Raw genomic sequence first — 22,385 nt, 5'->3', positions numbered from 1 at the left:
TGCGTGTGGAAACTTCACAATGCCCGTCCCCCAATCGCGCCGATCGTTCGACGGCTACCGTGTCCGCGCGGTGCGCAAGCAGCTCGGCTTGAGCCAGGCCGAGATGGCGCGGGCACTCGCCATCTCGGTGTCGTATCTGTCACAGATCGAGAGCGGCGACCGGCCGATCACCGGCAACGTGCTGGCGGCGCTCGCCACGCACTATCCGCACGACTGGTCGGCGATCGACCCGAGCGAGACCGAGACGCTGCTGTCGGATGTGATCGACGCCTGTTCGGACCCGAGCGTCGGCGACGTCGTTGGTGATCTCAGCGATATCGAACGCGTCATCCGCCAGCACCCGTTGATCGCGCGCCGCCTCGCCGCGCTCTATGCGACGCAGCGCGCAAATCTCGCGCAATTGCGCGCGCTCGACGATCAGGTCGGCGCCGAGGGCAGCGCACGCCGCCTGCCGTGGGAAGAAGTGCGCGACTGGTTTCACGCGCAGCAGAACTACATCGACGAGATCGACCGTGCCGCCGAGCGGATCGCCGCCGAATTCGCCGACGGCCCGGCGCTGCAGCAGATCGAGGCGCGGCTGCTCAACCGCTTCGGGGTGCGCGTCGCCCCGATCGCAAATGGCGACAGCGCGATCCGCGCGTTCGATCCGGCAGGCGTGCTGCATGTCGATCCGTCGCAGCCGGCGGAGAGCATACTGTTCTCGGTCGCGTATCAGCTCGCGCGGCTCGAATTCGGCGATCTCGTCGCGAGCATCGCCGCGCGCGGATCGCAGACGAGCGTCGGACGCCAACTGCTCGGCGCGGGCATCACCAATTACGCCGCCGGGGCATTGCTGATGCCGTATCTCGCCTTCCGCCAGGCCGCGCGCGAATGTCGCCACGATGTCGACCAGCTCCGGCTCCAGTTCGGGACGAGCTTCGAGCAAACCTGCCACCGCCTCTCGACGCTCCAGCGCCCCGGCGCACTCGGCATCCCCGTCTTCTTCTGCCGCGTCGACATGGCGGGCAACATCACCAAGCGGCATTCGGCGACACGGCTCGAATTCGCGCGCTTCGGCGGGGCCTGTCCGCTCTGGGTGGTGCACGAAGCCGTGGCGATCCCCGATCGCATCCTCGTCCAGCTCGCCGAGACGCCCGACAGCGTGCGCTACGTCTCGATGGCAAAGGGGCTCGTCAAACCCTCGAACAGCTACACGCGCGCCCCGCGCCGCTACGCCGTCGCGCTCGGCTGCGAGGAGCGCTACGCGCCCGCCTTCGTCTATGCCGATGGGTTGCGCACCGACAGCAGCGCAACCCCGATCGGCAGCTCGTGCCGCGTCTGCCCGCGCGCCGATTGCGACCAGCGCGCCTTCCCGCCGGCCGCGAGCGATTTGCACATCGATCCCGACCGGCGCGGGCGGATCCCCTACGAGCTTCGCACCACTCCGTAGCGGTGGGGGCGGCCGACCCGATCGCAGCGCGATCCCCGCGCCACGCGACGGGGCGCGTTACTCGAAGGTGCGCGCGAGGTCGGCAGGAACGTCCGCCTTCGGGTCGTTGCCGAAGCGGTTGGGGCCCGGCGTGCCGGCGGTGCAATACCAGACGAACACGAGGATGCTGCAGACCAGCGCGGCAAGCCCGGCGACGCCTGCAAGAACCATCACGCCCATGTTTCCCGACGCCGCGCTGCCCGCCACAGCGAAGATCGCGACGAATACCGGGACCATCGGCAGCAGGATGTACCAGCCGCTGCGGTCGATGTCGTGCATCCGCCGCACCGCGACCGCGATGTTGGGCAGCAGCACCGCAAGCGAGAAGATATTGCTGAGGATCCCGCCGCGCAGATTGCCCGCCGCAGCGACGCTACCCGGCACTGCGCTCGTCGTGCCGGTGGCCTGTCCGCCAAGTCCGAGCGCTGCATCGACAAAGCTGAGCACGATGCCGACGATCACCTGGAACAGGATCCACATCCAATATTCCTTGCGGCGCGAGCGGCCATTGAATTGCGCGTAGCGCTTCAACGGCAAGATCATCCATTCCATCGTCTGTCCCCTGGCGCGGGCTGCGCATGCTTATAGTGTTGCGGCCAAACATTGCGGGAGCAAGTCCTTCAATTACGTGGCGCTTGGCGGCGATAGCTCAACGCCTCGGCGACGTGCAGCCGCCCGACCTGCTCGGTCCCGGCGAGATCGGCGATCGTCCGCGCGACGCGCAGGATGCGCGTATAGCCCCGCGCCGACAGCCGCATCGCCGCCGATGCCTGCGCCAGCAACGCACGCCCGGACTCGTCTGGCGTCGCGACCGTATCGAGCAATTCGCCATCAGCCTCGGCATTGGTGCGCACCGGATGATCGGCGTAGCGCAGCGTCTGGACGCCGCGCGCCGTCGCAACGCGCGCCGCGACCTCGACCGAACCTTCGGCGGGCGGCGGCAGCACCAAATCCGCTGCGCTCACCGCCGGCACTTCGACATGCAAATCGATCCGGTCGAGCAGCGGGCCCGACACCTTCGCCTGGTAATCCGCGGCACAGCGCGGCGCGCGCGAGCACGCCAGCGCGGCATCGCCGAGATGCCCGCAGCGGCACGGGTTCATCGCCGCGATCAACTGGACGCGCGCCGGGAAAGTGACGTGTGCATTGGCGCGCGCGACGCTGACCGTCCCCGTCTCGAGCGGCTGGCGCAGCGAATCGAGCACCGCACGCTGGAACTCGGGCAGTTCGTCGAGGAACAACACGCCGAGATGCGCGAGGCTGACCTCGCCCGGCTTGACCTTCAATCCACCGCCGACCAGCGCCGCCATCGACGCCGAATGATGCGGCGCGCGGTACGGCCGCGACCGAGTCAGACGCCCCCCGCTGAGCGTGCCCGCGACGCTTGCCACCATCGACACTTCGAGCGCCTCGGCCGGATCGAGCGGCGGCAGGATGCCGGGCAGGCACGACGCCATCAGCGACTTGCCCGATCCCGGCGGGCCGACCATCAGCAGATTGTGCCCGCCAGCCGCCGCGATCTCGAGCGCGCGCTTGGCGGTTTCCTGCCCCTTGACCTGGCGCAGATCGGGTCCGGCAAGCACCGCCTCGACCGTGCCCGGCTGCGGTGCGCCGAGCAGGCCATGCCCCTTGAAGTGGTTGATCAGCGAGAGGATGTCGGGCGCGGCGAGCACCGCCTGCCCCGCCCATGCCGCCTCGGCGCCCTGCGCCGCCGGGCAGATCAGCCCGAGCCCGCGTTCCGAGGCATGCAGCGCCGCGAGCAGCACCCCCGGCGACGGCGCAATCCGTGCGTCGAGGCTCAGTTCGCCGACGACGAGATAGTCGCTCAGCGTCTCGGCATCGACCACGCCCATCGCGGCGAGCAACCCGAGCGCGATCGGCAAGTCGAAATGCGATCCTTCCTTGGGCAAGTCGGCGGGCGAGAGATTGACCACGATCCGCTTGGGCGGCAGCGCCAGCCCCATCGCCGCGATCGCGCCGCGCACGCGCTCGCGGCTCTCGCCGACCGCCTTGTCGCCGAGTCCGACGACATAGAAGCCCGGCAATCCGGGAATGAGCTGCACCTGGACCTCGACGGCACGCGCCTCGAGCCCGAGATACGCCACCGTCGACACGCTCGCGACCATCCCCACCCCCCAGCAAGTGCTGACAGCATAACGTCTTTTGCCCGTGACGATAGCGGGCGTGCTGGCGTGGCGTGATCGCGCCTTGCCGAACCGGCTCGCGCGACCCACATCGAACGTCAATGAAGCCGCAACGCCATCCAATGCTCCGTACGCTATGGTTTTCCACCGGCGTCGTCCTGGTGATTCTCTCGCCGCTGGTCGGCGCGATTCCCGGGCCGGGCGGCATTTTCGTGTTCGCCGCAGGCCTTGCGCTGATGTTGCAGAATTCGCACCGCACTAAGCGGATATTTGTCGACACCAAACGTCGCTGGCCAGCGCTCGGCCATTATGCCGACATGGGGCTGCGCCGCAAAAGCGCGGCGCGCCGCCGTGCGCGCGACAAGGCGGTGATGCCCGAGGGTCCGCCGCCGACCTTCCGCCAGCGCCTCGCCGAGATTCTCGCCCCGCCGTCGAACCATCGCCCGCGTTGACTTTGCGCAGGTCGGTCGTTAAGCGCAGCCCACCAAGGCCGTCCTCGTGGCGGCCGTTTTCTATTTAGACGTGCCCCGGGCAGAATTTTAGGGAATGAACAATGAAGCGGACCTTTCAGCCGAGCAATCTGGTGCGCGCACGCCGCCACGGGTTCCGCTCGCGCATGGCGACGCCAGGCGGCCGCAACGTGATTCGCGCGCGCCGCAACCGCGGCCGCAAGAAGCTGTCGGCCTAAGAAACCCCGTCGGCGGAGCCGACATACGGACATTGCAGATTCGCCGCGACTTTCTCGCGGCGAATGCTGGCAAGCGAGCGCCGATGCCGGGCTTTGTCCTGCAGGTGCGCGCCCGCGACGACGGATCGAGCGACATGCGTGTCGGCTTCACCGTTACCAAGAAAATCGGCAATGCCGTGGTGCGGAACCGGATGAAACGCCGGTTGCGCGCTTTGGCGCGTGATGTGCTCCCCGATTCGGGCGTGCGCGGGGCGGACCATGTGCTGATCGGCCGCAACGGCGGGATCGAGCGCGATTACGCCGTGCTGCGCGCCGAGCTGGTCAAGGCGCTGGCGAAGGTGGCACGGTGAGCCCCACGCCCCCCACTGTCACCCCGGCCTTGTGTCGGGGCCCACTTCGCACCCCGCGCAACGCCCAGATTGCAAGGGATGCGCGAGCCGCCCGGTGGACCCCGGCACAAGGCCGCGGTGACGGATGGGCGATTCGCGCCGGAGCGCAGCCATGCTGACCCGCCTCCTCGTGCTGCTCGTCCGCGGCTGGCAGATTGGCCCTTCGGCGATCCTCCCGCCTACCTGCCGCTATCAGCCAAGCTGTTCCGCCTATGCAATCACCGCCTTACGTCGCTATGGCGCGGTGAAAGGTGGGTGGTTGGCGGCCAAGCGAATCGCGCGATGCCATCCCTGGGGCGGGTTCGGACCCGATCCTGTGCCCTGAAGACTCCCGCGAGTGACGAACGGATAACGCCAGCGTGAAACAAGACACCCGCAATTTCATCCTGTTCGCGGTGCTCGCCGCGATCATCCTGTTCGGCGGCAATTTCCTGTCGGCGCGCTTCTTTCCGCGCGCGGCGAACCCGCCTGCCACCAAGCTGGTCGACGGCAAGAGCCAGGTCGTCAACACGCCAACCGGCCCCGCCGCGACGGGTGCTGCCGCCGTGCGCGATCTCAAGATCGTCCAGGCCGAGAGCCCGCGCGTGCCGATCCGCACCGCCGACCTCCAAGGCTCGATCAACCTCAAGGGCGCGCGGATCGATGATCTGACGCTGACCAAATACAAGCAGACGATCGACAAGAATTCACCGCCGATCCGCTTGCTGTCGCCGCGCGGCACCAAGGACGCGTATTTTGCGGGCTTCGGCTGGAATGGCGACGGCGTCACCGTCCCCAATGGCGACACGGTCTTCACCGCGAGCGGTGGTGCGCTCACCCCCACCACGCCGGTCACGCTGCGCTGGGCGAACGGCAAGGGCCAGGTCTTCGCGCTGACCTTCGCGATCGACGACAAATACATGTTCACGGTGCGCCAGAGCGTCGGCAACGCCGGCCCGGCGCCGATCGCGCTGCGCCCCTATGCGCTTGTCTCGCGCTCGGGCGTTGGCACCGAGCCCGACACCTGGACCAATCACATCGGCCCGATCGGCGTGTTCGACAAAGGCGCGACCTACGACATCACCTTCGACAATCTGAAGGGCAAGGACGCGACCTTCATGGGCCGCATCTGGGGCAGCAATGCCAAGGCCGGCGACAACTTCTTCGACGCAAAGGGCGGCTGGCTCGGCTTCGGCGACAAATACTTCCTCGCCGCGGTCATCCCGGACCCCAAGGCGCAGGTGCATGCCGGCTTCCACGCCGCCAATGGCGACACCTTCCAGGGCGATTTCACACAGGCGCCGCGCGTCATCGCGCCGGGCAAGGCGCTCGTCTCGACCGCGAAGTTCTTTGCAGGCGCAAAGGAGACCAACACGCTCGACCGCTATGAGGATCGCCTCGGCATCCAGCATTTCGGCAAGGCGATCGACTGGGGCTGGTTCGAGGTCGTCGAAAAGCCGATCTTCAAATATCTCGACTGGCTGTTCCGCATGATCGGCAATTTCGGTGTCGCGATCATCCTGCTCACCGTCACGATCCGCACCCTGATCTTCCCGGTCGCGCAGCGCCAGTTCGCCTCGATGGCCGCGATGAAGGCGATCCAGCCGAAGATGAAGGCGATCCAGGAGAAGCATAAGGACGACAAGGCGCGCGCGCAGCAGGAAGTGATGGCGCTGTACAAGGCCGAGAAGGTCAACCCGCTCGCGGGCTGCCTGCCGACGCTGATCCAGATCCCGATCATGTATTCGCTGTACAAGGTTCTGCTGCTGACGATCGAAATGCGCCATCAGCCGTTCGTCGGCTGGATCCACGATCTGTCGGCGCCCGATCCCGCGACGATCCTCAACCTGTTCGGCTATCTGCCGTATCATCTGCCGCCCTTCCTCGCGATCGGCATCGTGCCGGTGCTGCTCGGCATCTCGATGTTCTTCCAGTTCAAGTTGAACCCGGCGCCGATGGACGACGCGCAGAAGCAGGTGTTCGCGATCATGCCGTGGGTGCTGATGTTCGTGATGGCGCCGTTCGCGGTCGGCCTGCAGGTCTACTGGATCACCTCGAACCTGTGGACCGTCGCGCAGCAGCGCCTGCTGTACGCGCGGCACCCGGGCCTCAAAGAGCCGGCGGTGAAGAAGTGAGCTTCGAACCAGAAGATATCGAGATTGCGCGCAAGCTCTTCGCCGGGCCGATCGCGTTCCTGAAGTCGGCGCCGACGCTCGAGTTCATCCCCGAGCCGACGGTCAACGAAGTCGCCTTCGCCGGCCGCTCGAACGTTGGCAAATCGTCGCTGCTCAACGCGCTGACCAACCGCAACTCGCTCGCGCGCACGTCGAACACGCCGGGCCGCACGCAGGAGCTGAACTTCTTCGACGCCGGCAATCCGCTGGCGTTCCGCCTCGTCGACATGCCTGGCTATGGCTATGCCAAGGCACCGAAGGACCTGGTCAAGAAGTGGCGCTTCATGGTCAACGATTTCCTGCGCGGGCGCGACGTGCTGAAGCGCGCGCTGGTGCTGATCGACGCGCGCCACGGCATCAAGGAGGTCGATCGCGACATTCTCGAGATGCTCGACAAGGCGGCGGTGAGCTACCGCATGGTCATCACCAAGGCCGACAAGATCAAGGCTTCCGAACTGGTCGAGGTCACCGAGGCGACCGCGGTCGAAGCGCGCAAGCGCCCGGCAGCGCATCCCGAGATCCTGGTGACGTCGAGCGAGACCGGGCTCGGCATCCCCGAACTGCGCGCAGCGGTAATCGAGGCGGTACGCTGAGACTTGCGCGCGTCGGTCCATCGACCGACGCGGTTCAAACCTCGACGTAGGTTGCCGCTACCTCGACCGAAAAGTTTACCGACCGCGCGATGAAGCAGTGCGCGTGGATCTGCGCGTGGATCGCATCCGCCATCGTCAAGTCACTCCCCGCCGCGACCTCGATCCGAGGCCGCAGCACTGCCTTGACGAAGCACCCGGTGCCGTCGGGCGCGCTCTCGCCCATGCCGAGCGGATCGTCGGCATAGCCGGTCACCACCACGCCAGCGACGCTCGCCAGATGCAGGTACCACAGCATGTGGCACCCCGCTAAGCTCGCCAGCAGCAGGTCCTCGGGGTTGGGCAACGCCGGATCGCCGCCGAGCCGCGGATCGTTCGAGCACGCCACCACCGCCCCACCGGGGGTCGCGATGTCCCACGTCCGGTCGTAACCGCGATAGGTAGAGGTCCCCGCCCCGCGGTTGCCCGTCCAGGCGATTCGCGCGGTGAAATCGTGTTGTGTCATGCCTTACCCTCCACCAGCGCCACGAACGGTTTGGCGAGCCCGTGATACAGCCGCTCACGGCACACCAATGTGCTCGCCGCATCGGCGATCAGCGCGGTCGCGAACAGCGGCAGGATCAGCCCGCGCGCCGCGGTCGCCTCCATCACGATGATCACCGCGGTCAGCGGCGCGCGCACCACGCCGACGAAATAGGCGGTCATGCCGAGCAGCACGACCGCACCCGCCGGCTGGCCAGCGAACAGACCGGTCAGCAGGTTGCCGAACCCGGCCCCCACCGCGAGCGATGGCGCGAAAATGCCGCCCGGCGCGCCGCTGAGCGTCGTGGCGAGCGCTGCGAGGAACTTGGCCGGCCCGAACCAGTCCGACTGGCCAAGCCCTTCGACCAAGGCGCGCGTCGCGCCATAGCCAGTGCCCCACGTCGCGCCGCCGGTGACAATCCCGAGCAGCGCGACAACCAACCCGCATCCGCCAGCGAACAGGATCGGATGCGCCCGCGCCTCCGCGATCGGCCGCCAGCGCGCGCCCGCAAAGCCCAGCACCAGCCGCGAGAACAGCCCGCCCGCGGCACCGCCGAGCACGCCTGCAACCGGGGTGACGAGCAAGACAGCCGACACTCCCAGCGTCTCGTGCATCACCCCGAAATAGACATAGTCGCCCGCGATCCCGAGGCTTACCAGGCCCGCGATCATCACCGCCCCCATCACCAGCACCGCGACACGCTGCTCGTAGGCGGCCGCAAGCTCCTCGATCGCGAAGGCAACCCCCGCGAGCGGCGTGTTGAACGCCGCCGCGACGCCCGCTGCGCCGCCCGCGATCAGCACGCCCGAGGTGATCGGCACGCGCAGATAGCGATGGACCTTGACCATGATCGCCGCGCTGATCTGCACCGTCGGCCCCTCGCGCCCGACCGACGCGCCGCCGAGCAGCATCACGATCGTCAGCACGAGCTTGACGCACGCCGTCCACAGCGAGACGAGCGCGTTGCTCGGCGGCGTATCGGGCGCGCGGCTGGCGGCGATCACCTGCGGAATGCCCGATCCGCGGGCATAGGGCGCGGTACGGCGCGTCACCCACACGACCAGCGCGAACACCGCCGGGGTCAAAGCGAGCGGCGCATACGGGAAGCGCGCGACGAACACACCGAAAACCGCCTGCGCGCGGTCGCTCGCCCCGGCAAAGAGCAACGCGACCAGCCCGAGCAGCACCGCGCCGACCCCGGTCGCGAGCCGCCGCCGCAACCGACCGATTTGCATCCCGGCCTGGCGCGCACCGCGTCGGCGCCACACGATCGAGACGAGGCGGACGGCATAAGGCGCATTGCGATTCATGCCCGCGCTCATGCGCGATTGCGGCGCTGGACACCACCCGCAGATGCGGTTGCGCGGCGTTCCGCGCTCCCTTAGGCAGGGGCCATGAAACTCATCATCGGCAACAAGGCCTATTCCTCCTGGTCGCTGCGCGGCTGGCTCGCGTGCAAGCAATCAGGTTTGCTGTTCGAAGAAGCCGTCGTGCCGCTTTACGACGCCGAGTGGGACAAGCGCCGCGCAGGCGACGAATTCGCGCCGTCCTCGGGCAAGGTGCCGATCCTGTGGGATGGCGACGCCGTGGTGTGGGACAGCCTCGCGATCGTCGAATACCTCGCCGAGAAGACCTCGCGCGACCTGTTCTGGCCGGCCGATGACGCCGCGCGCGCGATGGCGCGGTCGATGGCGGCGGAGATGCATTCGAGCTTCACCGCGCTGCGCCGCAAGCACAGCATGAACGTCCGCCAGATCTTCCCGCCCGCCCAGCCCGACGCCGACGTGCTCGCCGATCTCGAGCGGATCATGGAGCTGTGGGCACAGGCGCGCGCCCGCTTCGGCGGCGAGGGCGATTTCCTGTTCGGCGCGTTTGGCGCGGCCGACATCATGTACGCGCCGGTGGTGACGCGGATCGTCACCTACAGCCTGCCGATCGCGCGCTTCGCCGCGCCCTATATGGAGGCGGTGCTCCACCACCCGTTTATGCAGGACTGGATCGCGAGCGCGCAGGAAGAGGAATGGGTGATCGAGCAATTCGAGCAGCCGGCGCCGACGGCCTGACACCCCAAATCCGTTCGGGCTGCGCCTGTCGAAGCCCTGCCCTCAGCACGCTGAGCGCCAGCCTGCTGCGAGGTGCCCTTCGACAGGCTCACGGCGAACGGCACCTGGTTCCGCCTGGGTGGAAGCGACGCTACGGCACGCGCTCGGTCGGATACGGCGTCCCGTCCTTCCGCTCGTAACGGCCGGGCAGGAAGCGCATGTCGATATCAGGATACTCCCCGCCCTGCAGCCGCGGCCCCGCGCCGATCGCGACATAGACGCACGGCACGTCGCTGCGGTTCTGCAGATGGTGCCCGTCCGCGACCCCGGCCGCGAACGTCGCGACGTCGCCCGTACGCAACAGCGTCTCGCCGGCGTCCTCGACCAGCACCGCCTCGCCCGACAGCATCACGACCAGTTCGTCCTCATCGGCATGCCAGTGCCGCTGCGACGACCAGCCGCCGGGTTCGAGCGTGACATGGCTCGCCCCGAAATGCGTCAGCCCAGCAGGCGGCGCGAGCTGGCGGTACCAGCGCCCCTGCACCGGCGCATCGAACGGCGGCGGATAGCCCGTCGCGTTGGTTTGCGGGATTGTATCGAGGTCGAGCTTGGGCAATGTCGCCTCCATGGATAGCACCTCGAACCTGCCCGATTGCGTCACCCTCGCCAAGGCGCTGCTCGCTTGCGAGAGCGTGACCCCGGCGCGGGGCACCGTGTTCGACGTGGTCGAAGCCGCGCTGCTGCCGCTCGGCTTCACGGTCGATCGCTTCACCCTCGGTGAGGCCCCCGACGGCCCGGTCGAGAATCTGCTCGCGACGCGCGGCGGCACCGGCGCGCATCTCGCCTTTGCCGGGCATCTCGATGTCGTGCCCCCCGGCGAGGGCTGGACGAGCGGCGCGTTCGCACCCGAGATCCGCGGCGACTTGCTCTACGGCCGCGGCGCGGTCGACATGAAGGGCGCGATCGCCGCCTTCATCGCCGCGATCCCGGCCGAGCCGACCGCCCCGCTCAGCTTGATCCTGACCGGCGACGAGGAAGGCCCCGCCACCTACGGCACGCGCAGCCTGATCGAGCGGATGGCGGAAACCGGCGTCCGCCCCGATTTCTGCCTCGTCGGCGAACCGACCTCGTCGGCAAAGCTCGGCGACATGGTCAAGATCGGCCGCCGCGGCTCGGTCAATCTGTGGATCGAAGTGCCGGGCAAGCAGGGCCATGTCGCCTATCCGCAGCTCGCCGACAATCCGATCCCGCGATTGGTCGCGATACTCGCCGAGATCGACGGACTCGTGCTCGACACGGGCAATGCCTGGTTCCAGCCGTCGAACATCGAAGTCACCGACATCGCCGTCGGCAACCCGGCCACCAACATCATCCCGGCCAAGGCGAGTGCGCGGCTCAGCATCCGCTTCAACGACGAGCAGCGCGGGGGCGCTCTGGTCGAGCGGATCGAAGCGCTCGTCCATCGGCATGATCCCGCCGCGATCGTCACCGCGCGGATATCGGGCGAAGCCTTCCTCACCGCGCCGGGCGCGTTCTCCGCGCTGATCGGCGCCGCGATCGAAGCGCAGACCGGTTTCGCGCCCGCGCTGTCGACCACGGGCGGGACGTCCGATGCGCGTTTCCTCTCGGCGCTGTGCCCGACGGTCGAGTTTGGGCTGGTGAACGCAACGATGCACAAGCTCGACGAAGCCGTGGCGCTCGCCGACATGACCGCGATCACCGCGATCTATGCCGAGATCATCGCGCGGGTCGCACAGCTTTAACCGAGTCCAAATCGTCGAGCTTCGGTGCGACTCGTGGATATTCCTACGTTTTCGTGGACGCGAGTCGGCAGATGCGATACGCATAGAATTAACCTTAACGGTGCGCGGGCATGCCAATCGATCCCTGGTTCCTGATTGCGATCGCGTGCAGCGTGGCCGGCTATGGCCTGTACTTGGTCGGGCTGCGTCGGCACCTCGTCCAGCCCAACCGCGCCTCCTGGCTGATCTGGAGCGCCGCCACCACCGTCGAGGCCGCCACCTACGCCGCGGTCAACCCGAACGCACTCCCCGGCTGGGTGTTCGCGCTGTCGGCTCTCGCATGCGCCGCGGTGACGATCGGGATCTGGCGCCGCTCGGTGTGGAGCGCGCCGTCGCGCGGCGAGCTGTTCTGCACCGGCACTTGCCTTGCCGCGCTGACGCTGTGGATCGTCTCGCACAATGCCTTCTGGGCGCATATGCTCGTGGTGGTCGCGGTGCCGGTGAGCTTCTGGCCGACTTGGCAGAGCGTGCTGCAGGACCGCACGCGCGAACGCTCGCCTGCCTGGGGCCTGTGGTCGATCGGCGACCTTGCGACGCTGCTCGTCGCGACCCGCAGCGGCGACCAGCATGTCGGCGAATATGCCTATATCCTCGTCGAACTGCTGTGCCACGCGAGCGTGTGGTTCATGGTCGGCCTGGCTACGATCAACCCGCTGCGCTCGCTCGGCTTCCGGCAGGGCCGCTTCTACGTGCTCGACGCGTACGGCCCCGCCGCCAGTCTGTTCGCGGTCGGTGAGACGCATCTCGGCAAGGCGGTCTATGCCGCACAAGGCTTTGCCGAGGGCGATGCGATCATCCGCTTCACCGGACGCCGCTTCCGCGCCGACCAGGTGCCCAGCCTGATGCGCGGATCGAGCGATCGCTTCGTCCAGGTGACGCCGCAGCATTTCATGGGGCCATCGGGCAAGATCGACGATCTCATCAACCATAGCTGCGACCCCAATGCCGGCCTGCGCTTCGCCGGCGGCAGCGTGACGCTGGTCGCGGTGCGCGACATCGCAGCGGGCGAGGAGATCGCGTGGGACTATTCGACGACGCTCGCCGAATCGAACTGGCACATGATCTGCCAGTGCCGCAGCGCCGAGTGCCGTCGCGTCATCGGCAATTTCTCGACGCTGTCGCAGGAGCGCCAGGAGTGGTTCAGGTCGCGCAACCTCGTCGCGCCGTATCTGCGCCGCCGCGACGCGGTGGCGCGCGACCGGGCGGCGTAGCGCAGCCCTACGACCCCAGCATCGTGCGGATGCGCTCGACCAGCGCCTCCATCGCAAACGGCTTGGCGAGCAGTGCCATCCCCGGCTCGAGCGCGCCGTCGCCGACGACCGCATTCTCGGCAAACCCCGTAATGAACAGCACCGGCAGCGTCGGCCGCGCGACCCGCGCGGCGTCGGCGACTTGCCGGCCGTTGAGGCCGCCGGGCAGCCCGACATCGGTCACCAGCAAATCGATCCGCTCGGCCGAACGCAGCAGCTCGAGCGCCGCCGCGCCGGTCTCGGCCTCGAGCGCGACATAGCCGAGCTCGCCGAGCACTTCGCTCACCAGCATCCGCACGCTCGGCTCGTCATCGACGACGAGCACGGTCTCGCCGCGCCGCGCGGCGCCGAGCGTGGGCCCCGTCTGGGCAGGCGCGCGGTCACCGACCGCGCCGTCATGCCGTGGCAGATACAGGCAGATCGTCGTCCCTTCGCCGAGCGTCGAGTGGATCTGGATCTGCCCACCCGATTGCCGGACGAAGCCGTAGATCATCGACAGGCCGAGCCCCGTCCCCTGCCCGATCGGCTTGGTCGTGAAGAATGGATCGAACGCGCGGGCGATGACGTCGGCACGCATCCCCGTCCCCGAATCGGCGACGCACACTACGAGATATGCGCCGGGCGGGAGGTCGCGCACTGCCGCCGCGGACGGATCGAAAGTCTCGTTATGCGCCGTGATCCGCACCGTACCCCCAGCCGGGCTCGCATCGCGCGCATTGATACACAGGTTGAGCAGCGCATTCTCGAGCTGGTTGGCGTCGGCCAGCACTGGCCAGCTGTTGGGCTGCGCGGCGATCTCGAGCGTGATCGACGGGCCGAGCGTGCCACGGACGAGATCCTCCATCCCGGCGATCAGCTGCGGGACATCGACCGGGCGCGGATCGAGCGGCTGGCGGCGCGAGAAAGCGAGCAACCGGTGCGTCAACGCCGCCGCGCGCACCGCGCCGGCCTGCGCCGCAGCGATATAGCGCGGCAAGTCCTCGGTGCGCCCCTGCGTCACCCGCAGCTGCATCAGCTCTAGCGCGCCCGAGATGCCCGTCAGCAGATTGTTGAAGTCATGCGCGAGCCCCCCGGTGAGCTGGCCAACCGCTTCCATCTTCTGTGCTTGGCGCAATCGCTCCTCGAGCTCGCGCTGGCGGCTGACATCGACGCCGACGCCGACGACGGTCTCCCGTCCGCCAGCCGCGTCGTGCTGGACATGGTTGCGCGCCATCACCCAGCGCACGCTGCCATCGGGCAGCCGCAGGCGATATTCGTGCGCGCCGTCCTGTCCGGTCTTGCGCGCAAGCTCGACGGCGGCCGTCAGAATCGCTTGGTCATCGGGATGGACCCGCGCCGCGACATCGGCGAGCGAGACCCCCGTTTCCAATTGCTCGGGGGTAAAGCCGTACAGCTCGGCAAAGCCGATTTCGCCATCGAACCGGTCGCGCGCGACGTCATAGGTCCAGACCCCGATGCCCTCCATCGCGTTGAGCACGATCCGCGTACGGGCATCGGCGACCCGCAACGCGGCCTGCTGACGCCGCTCTTCGGTAATATCGCGCGCGTTGGTGTAGAGCCGGTCGCCCACCAGCGTCGTCTGCCAGGCAAAGATACGATAGCCGCCGTCGCGCGTGCGCAGCCGCCGTTCGAGCCGATGCGTCGTTCCGGCCGCCGCGATCTGCGCGATCTCGGCCGAGCTGCCGCCTTCGTCGTCGGGATGTCGCAGCCACTGGCTGTCGCGCCCGACGATCTCCTCGTTCGACCAGCCGAGCGAGCGCTCCCACGCCGGATTAACCGCTATCCAGCACCCGTCCTGCTCGGCAATGCCGAGCAGATCGGTGCTGAACTCCCACAATTGATCGCGCTCCGCAGTTCGCGCCGCGACCTTGCGCGCAAGGTCGGCGTTGAGCGCGCGCAACTCGGTCACCGCGCGGACCCGCGCGACCGCGTCCCAGCTGAGCTCGGCGACCTCCTCGACCAAGGCGATCTCGCCACGCGTCCACGCGCGCGGCTCGGCATGGCTGACATAGAGCGCACCTTGCAATGCGCCGCCACGCACCAGCGGAACGCTCAGCCCGGCCTTGGTCCCGATCGCGCCGAGGACGGCCGGCGGTGGCGCGGCCGGATCGTCGGGAGCGTTGAATACCAGCGTGTTGCCGCGTTGCACGGTCTTGCCGATGATCTTGCCGAACACCGCCGAAGGCGTCGTGCCCGTCAGCGGCGGCAAGCGTCCGCTGACCCAACACGCTCCGTAGATCAGCAGGTCTTCGGGCGTGACCTCGAAAAATCCGACTCGGTCGACCTCGAGGAACGCGCCCAACGCCTCGGCCGTGCGCTGCATGACGTCATCCGGGCTTGGCTGGATGCGCTGTTCCTCGACGAGGGTCAGGATGAAATCGCGCTCGCGCTTCGCCGCGCGCAAGGCATCGTCGGTCTCGACATAGTCGGTCACCTCGAGGCCCTGGTTGAACAGGCCGACGACCGTGCCGTTCTCGTCCTGGATCGGCGAAATGTTATAGGTCCAATAGGTGAGCGTCGGCACCCCGTCGCGCAGCATGGTCACTGGCTGTGACGAGAAGGTCGCGCCTTCGCCGGTCTCGAACGCCCGCCGGAAGTGTGGCTCGATCATCGACCACAATTCAGGCCGCGTCTCCGCCACCGGACGCGCGAGCTTCGACGCGTCGGGACCGGCCATGCCGGTCCACGCAGCATTGAAGATCAGCCAGAAGTCCGCCCCCCAATAGACCGCGCTCGGGAAGCGCGCGCGCAGGCACAGGCTGACACTCAGCTTGAGCGTGGCAGGCCAATTCTCGGGGGGGCCGAGCGGATGCCCGCTCCAGTCGTGGGTGCGCAACAGCGTCGCGATCGGCCCCGCACCGTCGAGAAAGCGCAGCTTTGCCGAGATCGATTCCACATTCGACCTCGGGACGAGATCGGGTACGGGATGTTCAACGGCCATAGGCTCAGATCTCGCACATGGGCACGGCAGCGCCGGACGGCGGCGACCAAAGCGTGCGAGCTCATGGCAAGGCTGTCAACACGGCACGATACGGCCGAAAAAATTAAGCAATATTAGCGTGCCTCACAGTGCGCCAAGATCGATCTCGCCAAACCGATCGACCGCGGCATTGGCCTCGGGCATCGGATATTTGAGGCCCGTCGCGCAGTTGAACAGAACGACGCGCTCGTCCTCATCGACTTCGCCGCTGCGCAGCGCCGCGCGATAGGCGGCGAGCGTCGCGCCGCCCTCGGGACAGAGCAGCAACCCGTCCTTCTTCGCGCAATCCTCGACCGCCTTGAGGATCGCGGGATCGCCGACGCCGAGCGCCTTGCCACCGCTTTCGCGGACGGCGCGCAGGATCAGGAAATCGCCGACCGCCTTGGGGACGCGGATCCCCGCCGCGACGGTCGCGGCGTCTTCCCAGCGTTCGGCATGTTCCTCGCCCGCCTCGAACGCGCGGACGATCGGCGCGCAGCCGCTTGCCTGGATAGCATACATGCGCGGTCGCTCGGAGCCGATCCAGCCGAGCTTTTCGAGCTCGTCGAACGCCTTCCACATGCCGATCAACCCGGTGCCGCCGCCGGTCGGGTAGAAGATCGCATCGGGGAGCTTCCAGCCGAATTGCGCGGCGAGCTCGAGCCCCATCGTTTTCTTGCCCTCGATCCGGTAGGGCTCCTTCAGGGTCGAGAAATCGAACCAGCGCCCCTCGGCGGCGCCGCGCCCGACGATCGCGCCGCAATCATCGATCTGGCCGTTGACGCGGTACACGCGCGCACCCTGCGCGGCGATCTCGCGGATATTGACCTCGGGCGTCTCCTCGGGCGCCAGCACGATCGTCTCGATCCCGCAGCGCGTCGCATAGGCGGCGAGCGCGGCGCCCGCATTGCCGTTGGTCGGCATCGCGATCCGGGTGACGCCCAGCTCCTTCGCCATCGCCACCGCCATCACGAGCCCGCGCGCCTTGAAGCTGCCCGTCGGCAAGCGGCCTTCGTCCTTGACCAGCACGTTCGCGCTGCCCGCGCTCTTCGGGATCGGCACGAGCGGCGTCTCGATCTCGCCGAGGCTGACTATGTTCTCTGTCCGCCGCACGGGCAGCAGCTCGCGCCAACGCCACAGATCGGTCTGCCGCGCCTCGAGCGTTGCCTTGGGAAGCGCGGCTTTGACCGCGTCGAGATCGTAGCGGACGAGCAGCGGCCGCCCGACGCGCGACAGGCCATGAAGCTGATCGGCCTCGTAGCGCTCGCCCGTCATCGAGCATTCGAGATGCGTGACGAAGGTCGAGCGGTCGGTCGTAAGGTTCGAATTGATCACCACTTGCCCCCTGCAACTTCGATTGCCTTTAGCAGCGCGCGCTTGCTTTCGGTGCGGCGGTTGCCGGCGTTGCGCGGCATGTCCGGGTAGCCAGCCGCGGCGCGGCGTCGCTCGACCTCCGCAACGAATGCGTCAAGCGGGATCGGCTGAGAGGTCTTGAACACCGAGGTCACCTGCTGTTTCTTCTCTGATACGACGTTCCAAATAGGCACGGTCGAGATCGTTGTGAAGCGATGCCAACACTTTCGCTTGCCCCAACATTTCGGGCGCGGCGCCTGAATGGAACTGGCCCATGCGGTCGGCGATCATGTCCTCCCTGGACAGGATTGCCGCGACCCCGTCCTCGCCGAGATCGATCAAAACGAGCCGATCACGTTCCGCCAATCCGTCAAGAAGCGTCGCGGAAACAACCTCAAATCCCAATTTGAAATCCGCATGTATCCAGCCACGCGTCGCAACCCCCGGGCCCTGCGGTCTCGTAAAGCCGAGCGCTACCAGCTCGGTTTCGAAAGCCTCCTGCCGTGCGGTTGCGATATCGAAGTCGCCCGTCGCAATCAGGTTATTCGAGAACAACTCTATCGCAGCGCCGCCAACTAAAACCGGCGCCTAGAATCCTTTCGCCCGAAACCCAAGACCGGCGCGCCCGAAGAACCGCAAGGCTTTTTCAAAATCGGGGCGGAGGGATCTTATCGAACAGTCCCCCCGCCCATCAGGCTCATCCCGCCTTAGCCACGCCTACCAGAGCCGGCCGCAACAGACGGTCCTTGATCATATAACCGGCCTGCATCTCCTGCACGACGGTGCCCGGCGTCTGGTCGCTCGGCAGTTCGAACATCGCCTGGTGGAAGTTCGGGTCGAGCTTCTCGCCGATCGCCACCATCTTCTTGATGCCGTGGCGCTGAAACACCGCCTCGAGCTCGCGGCCCGTCGCTTCGAGGCCCGCGACCAGGCCCTTCATCTTCTCGTCGGCGCGCAGCTCGGCCGGGATCGCGTCGAGCCCGCGCGCGAGATTGTCGGCGACCGACAGCAGGTCGCGCGCGAAGTTGGTCGAGGCGTAGGCGCGTGCGTCGGCGGTTTCCTTCTCGGCGCGGCGGCGGACGTTCTGCGCCTCGGCGTGCGCGTACAGCACGGCGGCCTTCGACTCGGCGAGTTCGGCGCGCAGCTTGGCGGTCTCGTCATGCTCGGCAACTTCGGGCGCCGCTGCGGCGGTTTCTTCGCGCAGCTCGGCCGCGTCGTTCGCCACGGTGTTTTCGTCTTCGGTCATGTCGTCCCTAGTCCATTCAAGCCATCAGCCGCGCGAGTGTCGCGGCGGTATAATCCACCATGGGCACGACGCGCGCATAGTTCAACCGCGTCGGGCCAATCACACCGACCACGCCGACCACGCGACCGTCCAATCCGCGGAACGGTTTGGCGATCACCGACGAACCCGAGAGCGAGAACAATTTGGTCTCCGCGCCGATGAAAATCCGCGTCGCATCGCCCGCGCTGGCATTGTCGAGCAGGCGCGCGATGTCCTGCTTGCCCTCGAGATCGTCGAGCAGGAAGCGCACGCGTTCGAGATCGGCGGCGGCGGCATCGTCGATCAGCCGCGCCTGGCCGCGCACGATCAGCACCGGGCGGCGCTCGCCATCCTCGCTCCAGATCGCGAGGCCGCGTTCGATCAGCGCGCGCGCGGCGCCGTCGAGCTCGGCGCGTTCGGCGAGCAACTCGCGCTCGATCTTGGCGCGCGCCTCGAACAAAGTAAGGCCGCCGAGCATCGCGCTCATGTAATTGCCCGCCTCGATCAAAGCCGAGACCGGCAGGCCGGGCGGCAGATCGATCACGCGGTTCTCGATCGAGCCGTCCTCGCCGACGAGCACCGCGAGCGCCCTGCCCCCAGCGGCGTCGGCCGACAGCGGCACGAAGCTCATCTGGCGCAACACCAGCTCGCGCTTGGCGACCATCACCATCCCGGCACACGCCGACAGGCCCGACAGCGCCGCGGTGGTGGCGGCGATCGCTTCCTCGACGGGGCCCGTCTGGACCAGCTGGCGCTCGATCGCGGCGCGCTCCTCGAGCGAGGGTTCGAGCGCCTGCATCATTCCGTCGACGAACAGACGCAGGCCGATCTCGGTCGGCATCCGGCCGGCGCTGGTGTGCGGGGCTGCGAGCAGGCCGAGTTCCTCGAGATCCTGCATGACGTTGCGGATCGAGGCGGGCGATAGGTTCAACCCGGACAGGTGGGCGATCGTGCGCGACCCGATCGGCGCGCCGGTATCGAGATAGCTCTGGACGACGACGCGGAAGACGTCGCGGGCGCGGTCGTTGAGCTCGGTGATCGGGGGCAGCCGCATATCGTCTATATGGGGCGGTGCGGCGCGGGGCTCAACCGGTTGCGTGTTGCGATCAACCGTGCGTTGGTTGACTCGATTGACCCCCGGAGCGAAAACGACCGGCGGGACCGTTTCCATTTCTACGACGATCGGCGTTCGTCTCCGACCCTTTCGCCGGACGCGAGCGGTTACTGGACAGCCGACGATATCAAAGAGCCGACACGGACATACCATAAGCACGCCGTGTAGGACAGCGCCCGCCCGTCACCCCAGCGCACGCTGGGGTCTCCCCGTTTTCGCGCGCCCGCGCGCCGCGTGAGATCCCAGCCTTCGCTGGGATGACGACGGTGGGCAGTGGCGTCCGGCGCGCCAGACTAGCGGTCCCGATCTTCGCGATCCGGATCGCGCGTCACGGTCCATTCCTGTTCGAACAGCGCCGAGTCGGCGACCTTGTGGCCGCTCGCATCGCGCGCCGGGCGGAAGCGGACGTGCTGCAGTGCCAGCGCGCAGGTCGCGACATCGAGCGCGCGGTTGCCGCTCGAGCGGACGATCCGGCAATCGCTGAGCCGACCGTTCACCCCGATCGTCGCGCGATACGTCACCATGCCGGCGGCCTGCGATTCATACACGTCGCGCGGCAGATCGCGGTAGCGCAGTTCGTTGCTGATGAGCTCGGCGTCGGTCCCACCGCCGCCGCCATCGCCGTCGCCGCTATCGCCGCTGCCGGTGCCATTGCCCTGCCCGCCGCTTCCAGTTCCAGGGCCGGCAACGGGCGCAGCGCCGGTCGAGCGCTCGGCGCCGATGCCCGCGATCGGCGCGACCACCACCGGCGGCGGCTGGCGCAGCACGATCGGCGGCGGCGGCGCGACCAATTCGGTCGCCTTCGCCTTGAGGTTGGGCGGGGACGCTGCGGCTTCCTTGCGCTTCTCGGCCTTTTTGGGCGCGGGCACCGGATCGGGCTTGGGCGGGGGCGAATCGGGCAGGACCGAGATCACCTTGAGATCCTCGACGACGCGGCGCTGGAAATCGACGCCGAGCCCCATCACCAGCCCATAGCCGATCAGGCCGACGAGCACCGCCGCGCCGCCCGCGCCGATGATCCGGTCCTGTCGTGAAGCTGGTGCGTAGCCGGTCATGTCTTTGCGTCGTCCTTGGCCCCGAATGTGGGCATCCGCCGCCCCCAGCCAAGGGGTGACACCCGCCCAACGCACAGCTAGGGCGACTCGGTCATTTCCAGGAGAGTCCCCATGCGCCCAAGCGGCCGCACCCCCGACCAGATGCGCACGATCACGATCGAGCCGCGCTTCACCAAACATGCCGAAGGGTCGGTGCTGATCGGCTTCGGCGACACCAAGGTGCTGGTGACGGCGTCGATCGAGGAGAAGGTCCCGCCGTTCCTGCGCGGTAAGGGCGAAGGCTGGGTGACAGCCGAATACGGCATGCTCCCGCGCGCGACGCACACGCGCGGCAGCCGCGAGGCCGCCAAGGGCAAGCAGTCGGGCCGCACGCAGGAAATCCAGCGGCTGATCGGCCGTTCGCTGCGCGCCGTGACCGATCTCAAGCTGCTCGGCGAGCGCCAGATCGTGCTCGATTGCGACGTGATCCAGGCGGATGGCGGGACGCGCACCGCCTCGATCTCGGGCGCGTGGGTCGCGCTGCGGCTGGCGATCGACGGGCTGATGGCGAGCGGCAAGCTCACCGCCGACCCGCTAACGCAGAAGGTCGCGGCGATCTCGTGCGGCATCTTCAAGGGCACGCCGGTGCTCGACCTCGATTATGACGAGGATTCGAACGCCGACGCCGACGCGAACTTCGTGCTGCTCGAAAACGGCAACATCGCCGAAGTCCAGGCGACCGCCGAGGGTGCGACCTATGACGAGGAAGCGCTGCTCCGCCTGCTGCGTCTGGCGCGGATCGGCTGCACCGACATCTTTGCCGCACAAGCCAAGGCCGTCGCAAAATGAGTGAAGAGGTCGCGCCGCAGGCGATTCGCAAGCTCAGCCCCGGCAAGCTCGTCATCGCGAGCCACAATGCCGGCAAGGTGCGCGAGATTGGCGCCCTGCTTGCCGAGCATGGCATCGAGGCGATCTCGGCGGCCGACCTCGACCTCCCCGAGCCCGAGGAGACCGGCACGACCTTCGTCGCCAATGCCGAATTGAAGGCATTGCAGGCGGCGGACCTGTCGGGTCTCCCCGCGCTCGCCGACGATAGCGGGCTGTGCGTCGAGGCGCTCGGCGGCGATCCCGGCGTCTACACCGCCAATTGGGCGGAGACGCCGAACGGGCGCGACTGGACGTTGGCGATGACCAAGGTCGAGCAAGCGCTTGCGACCAAGGGCCCCGATGCGAGCCGCGCCGCGCACTTCGTCTGCGTCCTCGCACTCGCCTGGCCCGACGGGCACGTCCAATGGTTCGAAGGCCGTGCCGAGGGCACGCTGACCTGGCCGCCGCGCGGCGATGTCGGGTTCGGTTATGATCCGGTGTTCGTGCCTGCGGGGGGCGACCAGACCTATGCCGAGATGGACCCGGCGCAGAAGCACGCGATCAGCCACCGGGCGGATGCCTTCGCGCAGCTCATTGCGGCGGTGGTGTAAGCCGCCTCCTCATCGCACGCATCTGTTCCCCGGCGAAGGCCGGGGCCCAGGTGCGATGGCTTCAACAGGCGCGCATTGCGCCCGCCTCGGCCTGCGCCACGCCTGGGCCCCGGCCTTCGCCGGGGAACGGAAGC

Annotated in this window: 24 protein-coding genes; 13 read left to right on the top strand and 11 right to left on the bottom strand. The window is 67.8% G+C overall.

The genetic code is table 11. From position 1 onward, the window contains the following. Positions 1-19 precede the first annotated feature (19 nt). Entirely contained in the window at positions 20-1,429 is a 1,410-nt protein-coding gene (locus tag ABIB28_RS09255) for a helix-turn-helix domain-containing protein (protein WP_354287922.1), read from the top strand. Positions 1,430-1,486: 57 nt separating this feature from the next. Here ABIB28_RS09255 and ABIB28_RS09250 read toward each other — a convergent pair whose 3' ends face one another. Both ABIB28_RS09250 and ABIB28_RS09245 read right to left on the bottom strand, forming a co-directional pair. Next, a complete protein-coding gene (locus tag ABIB28_RS09250) occupies positions 1,487-2,020 on the bottom strand; it encodes a DUF805 domain-containing protein (protein WP_189675835.1) in 534 nt (177 codons plus the stop codon). A 68-nt stretch (positions 2,021-2,088) separates the two neighbouring features. Then, complete coding sequence (locus ABIB28_RS09245) at positions 2,089-3,594, bottom strand: YifB family Mg chelatase-like AAA ATPase (RefSeq protein ID WP_354287921.1); 1,506 nt, start codon at positions 3,592-3,594, stop codon at positions 2,089-2,091. Between the two features lie 140 nt (positions 3,595-3,734). Between ABIB28_RS09245 and ABIB28_RS09240 the strand changes: the two genes are divergently transcribed. The 6 genes from ABIB28_RS09240 (at position 3,735) to yihA (ending at position 7,435) form a co-directional block, all read left to right on the top strand. After that, positions 3,735-4,064 carry a hypothetical protein gene (locus ABIB28_RS09240; RefSeq protein ID WP_354287920.1) on the top strand — a complete coding sequence of 110 codons (330 nt, stop codon included), beginning with the start codon at positions 3,735-3,737 and terminating at the stop codon, positions 4,062-4,064. 101 nt (positions 4,065-4,165) lie between these two features. Continuing rightward, positions 4,166-4,300, top strand: coding sequence for a 50S ribosomal protein L34 (gene rpmH / locus ABIB28_RS09235; protein WP_010162954.1), 135 nt, complete (start codon positions 4,166-4,168; stop codon positions 4,298-4,300). A 32-nt stretch (positions 4,301-4,332) separates the two neighbouring features. Then, entirely contained in the window at positions 4,333-4,650 is a 318-nt protein-coding gene (rnpA, locus tag ABIB28_RS09230; RefSeq protein ID WP_322162527.1) for a ribonuclease P protein component, read from the top strand. A gap of 151 nt (positions 4,651-4,801) precedes the next feature. After that, positions 4,802-5,014, top strand: a complete 213-nt coding sequence (gene yidD, locus ABIB28_RS09225; RefSeq protein ID WP_322162526.1) for a membrane protein insertion efficiency factor YidD — start codon at positions 4,802-4,804, stop codon at positions 5,012-5,014. A 34-nt stretch (positions 5,015-5,048) separates the two neighbouring features. Beyond that, positions 5,049-6,803: a membrane protein insertase YidC gene (yidC, locus tag ABIB28_RS09220; RefSeq protein WP_354287919.1), complete on the top strand. Its 1,755-nt coding sequence runs from the start codon at positions 5,049-5,051 to the stop codon at positions 6,801-6,803. Next, complete coding sequence (gene yihA / locus ABIB28_RS09215) at positions 6,800-7,435, top strand: ribosome biogenesis GTP-binding protein YihA/YsxC (protein WP_354287918.1); 636 nt, start codon at positions 6,800-6,802, stop codon at positions 7,433-7,435. Before yidC ends, yihA begins: the two co-directional genes overlap by 4 nt. Positions 7,436-7,469: 34 nt before the next feature. Here yihA and ABIB28_RS09210 read toward each other — a convergent pair whose 3' ends face one another. Together ABIB28_RS09210 and ABIB28_RS09205 are read right to left on the bottom strand one after the other, a co-directional pair. After that, complete coding sequence (locus tag ABIB28_RS09210; RefSeq protein ID WP_354287917.1) at positions 7,470-7,937, bottom strand: OsmC family protein; 468 nt, start codon at positions 7,935-7,937, stop codon at positions 7,470-7,472. After that, a complete protein-coding gene (locus tag ABIB28_RS09205) occupies positions 7,934-9,277 on the bottom strand; it encodes a chloride channel protein (RefSeq protein WP_354287916.1) in 1,344 nt (447 codons plus the stop codon). The genes ABIB28_RS09210 and ABIB28_RS09205 overlap by 4 nt, the downstream gene beginning before the upstream one ends. 72 nt (positions 9,278-9,349) lie before the next feature. On the opposite strand from ABIB28_RS09205, the gene ABIB28_RS09200 reads away from it, so the two are divergent. Next, on the top strand, positions 9,350-10,018 hold the full coding sequence (locus ABIB28_RS09200) for a glutathione S-transferase family protein (RefSeq protein ID WP_354287915.1): 669 nt from the start codon (positions 9,350-9,352) through the stop codon (positions 10,016-10,018). A 130-nt stretch (positions 10,019-10,148) separates the two neighbouring features. Here ABIB28_RS09200 and ABIB28_RS09195 read toward each other — a convergent pair whose 3' ends face one another. Continuing rightward, positions 10,149-10,613: a cupin domain-containing protein gene (locus ABIB28_RS09195; protein WP_354288096.1), complete on the bottom strand. Its 465-nt coding sequence runs from the start codon at positions 10,611-10,613 to the stop codon at positions 10,149-10,151. 10 nt (positions 10,614-10,623) lie between these two features. Here ABIB28_RS09195 and dapE point away from each other — a divergent pair, with 10 nt between their 5' ends. Continuing rightward, positions 10,624-11,760: a succinyl-diaminopimelate desuccinylase gene (gene dapE / locus ABIB28_RS09190; RefSeq protein ID WP_354287914.1), complete on the top strand. Its 1,137-nt coding sequence runs from the start codon at positions 10,624-10,626 to the stop codon at positions 11,758-11,760. Between the two features lie 110 nt (positions 11,761-11,870). Beyond that, positions 11,871-13,010, top strand: coding sequence for an SET domain-containing protein (locus ABIB28_RS09185; protein WP_354287913.1), 1,140 nt, complete (start codon positions 11,871-11,873; stop codon positions 13,008-13,010). Between the two features lie 7 nt (positions 13,011-13,017). Here the strand turns inward: ABIB28_RS09185 and ABIB28_RS09180 are convergent, their stop codons facing one another. The 3 genes from ABIB28_RS09180 to ABIB28_RS09170 form a co-directional block, all read right to left on the bottom strand. Next, on the bottom strand, positions 13,018-15,945 hold the full coding sequence (locus ABIB28_RS09180; protein WP_354287912.1) for a PAS domain-containing protein: 2,928 nt from the start codon (positions 15,943-15,945) through the stop codon (positions 13,018-13,020). 168 nt (positions 15,946-16,113) lie between these two features. Beyond that, on the bottom strand, positions 16,114-17,340 hold the full coding sequence (locus ABIB28_RS09175; protein ID WP_354288095.1) for a threonine synthase: 1,227 nt from the start codon (positions 17,338-17,340) through the stop codon (positions 16,114-16,116). Continuing rightward, positions 17,340-17,516 carry a hypothetical protein gene (locus tag ABIB28_RS09170; protein ID WP_354287911.1) on the bottom strand — a complete coding sequence of 59 codons (177 nt, stop codon included), beginning with the start codon at positions 17,514-17,516 and terminating at the stop codon, positions 17,340-17,342. The genes ABIB28_RS09175 and ABIB28_RS09170 overlap by 1 nt, the downstream gene beginning before the upstream one ends. A gap of 106 nt (positions 17,517-17,622) precedes the next feature. Between ABIB28_RS09170 and ABIB28_RS09165 the strand changes: the two genes are divergently transcribed. Further along, positions 17,623-17,940 carry a hypothetical protein gene (locus tag ABIB28_RS09165; RefSeq protein ID WP_354287910.1) on the top strand — a complete coding sequence of 106 codons (318 nt, stop codon included), beginning with the start codon at positions 17,623-17,625 and terminating at the stop codon, positions 17,938-17,940. 118 nt (positions 17,941-18,058) lie between these two features. Here ABIB28_RS09165 and grpE read toward each other — a convergent pair whose 3' ends face one another. The 3 genes from grpE to ABIB28_RS09150 form a co-directional block, all read right to left on the bottom strand. Further along, a complete protein-coding gene (gene grpE / locus ABIB28_RS09160) occupies positions 18,059-18,607 on the bottom strand; it encodes a nucleotide exchange factor GrpE (RefSeq protein ID WP_133186388.1) in 549 nt (182 codons plus the stop codon). A 16-nt stretch (positions 18,608-18,623) separates the two neighbouring features. Further along, positions 18,624-19,679, bottom strand: coding sequence for a heat-inducible transcriptional repressor HrcA (gene hrcA, locus ABIB28_RS09155; protein ID WP_354287909.1), 1,056 nt, complete (start codon positions 19,677-19,679; stop codon positions 18,624-18,626). Between the two features lie 353 nt (positions 19,680-20,032). Then, complete coding sequence (locus ABIB28_RS09150; RefSeq protein ID WP_354287908.1) at positions 20,033-20,794, bottom strand: energy transducer TonB; 762 nt, start codon at positions 20,792-20,794, stop codon at positions 20,033-20,035. A 111-nt stretch (positions 20,795-20,905) separates the two neighbouring features. Between ABIB28_RS09150 and rph the strand changes: the two genes are divergently transcribed. Next, complete coding sequence (gene rph, locus ABIB28_RS09145; RefSeq protein WP_133186384.1) at positions 20,906-21,622, top strand: ribonuclease PH; 717 nt, start codon at positions 20,906-20,908, stop codon at positions 21,620-21,622. Further along, positions 21,619-22,251: an RdgB/HAM1 family non-canonical purine NTP pyrophosphatase gene (rdgB, locus tag ABIB28_RS09140; RefSeq protein WP_354287907.1), complete on the top strand. Its 633-nt coding sequence runs from the start codon at positions 21,619-21,621 to the stop codon at positions 22,249-22,251. Before rph ends, rdgB begins: the two co-directional genes overlap by 4 nt. Positions 22,252-22,385: the final 134 nt, after the last annotated feature.

This window comes from Sphingomonas sp. UYEF23 (assembly GCF_040546165.1).
Classification (GTDB): Bacteria; Pseudomonadota; Alphaproteobacteria; order Sphingomonadales; family Sphingomonadaceae; genus Sphingomonas; species Sphingomonas glacialis.
The sequence above is the reverse complement of the archived record's forward strand: the minus strand, read 5'-3'. Positions and strand labels throughout refer to the sequence as shown.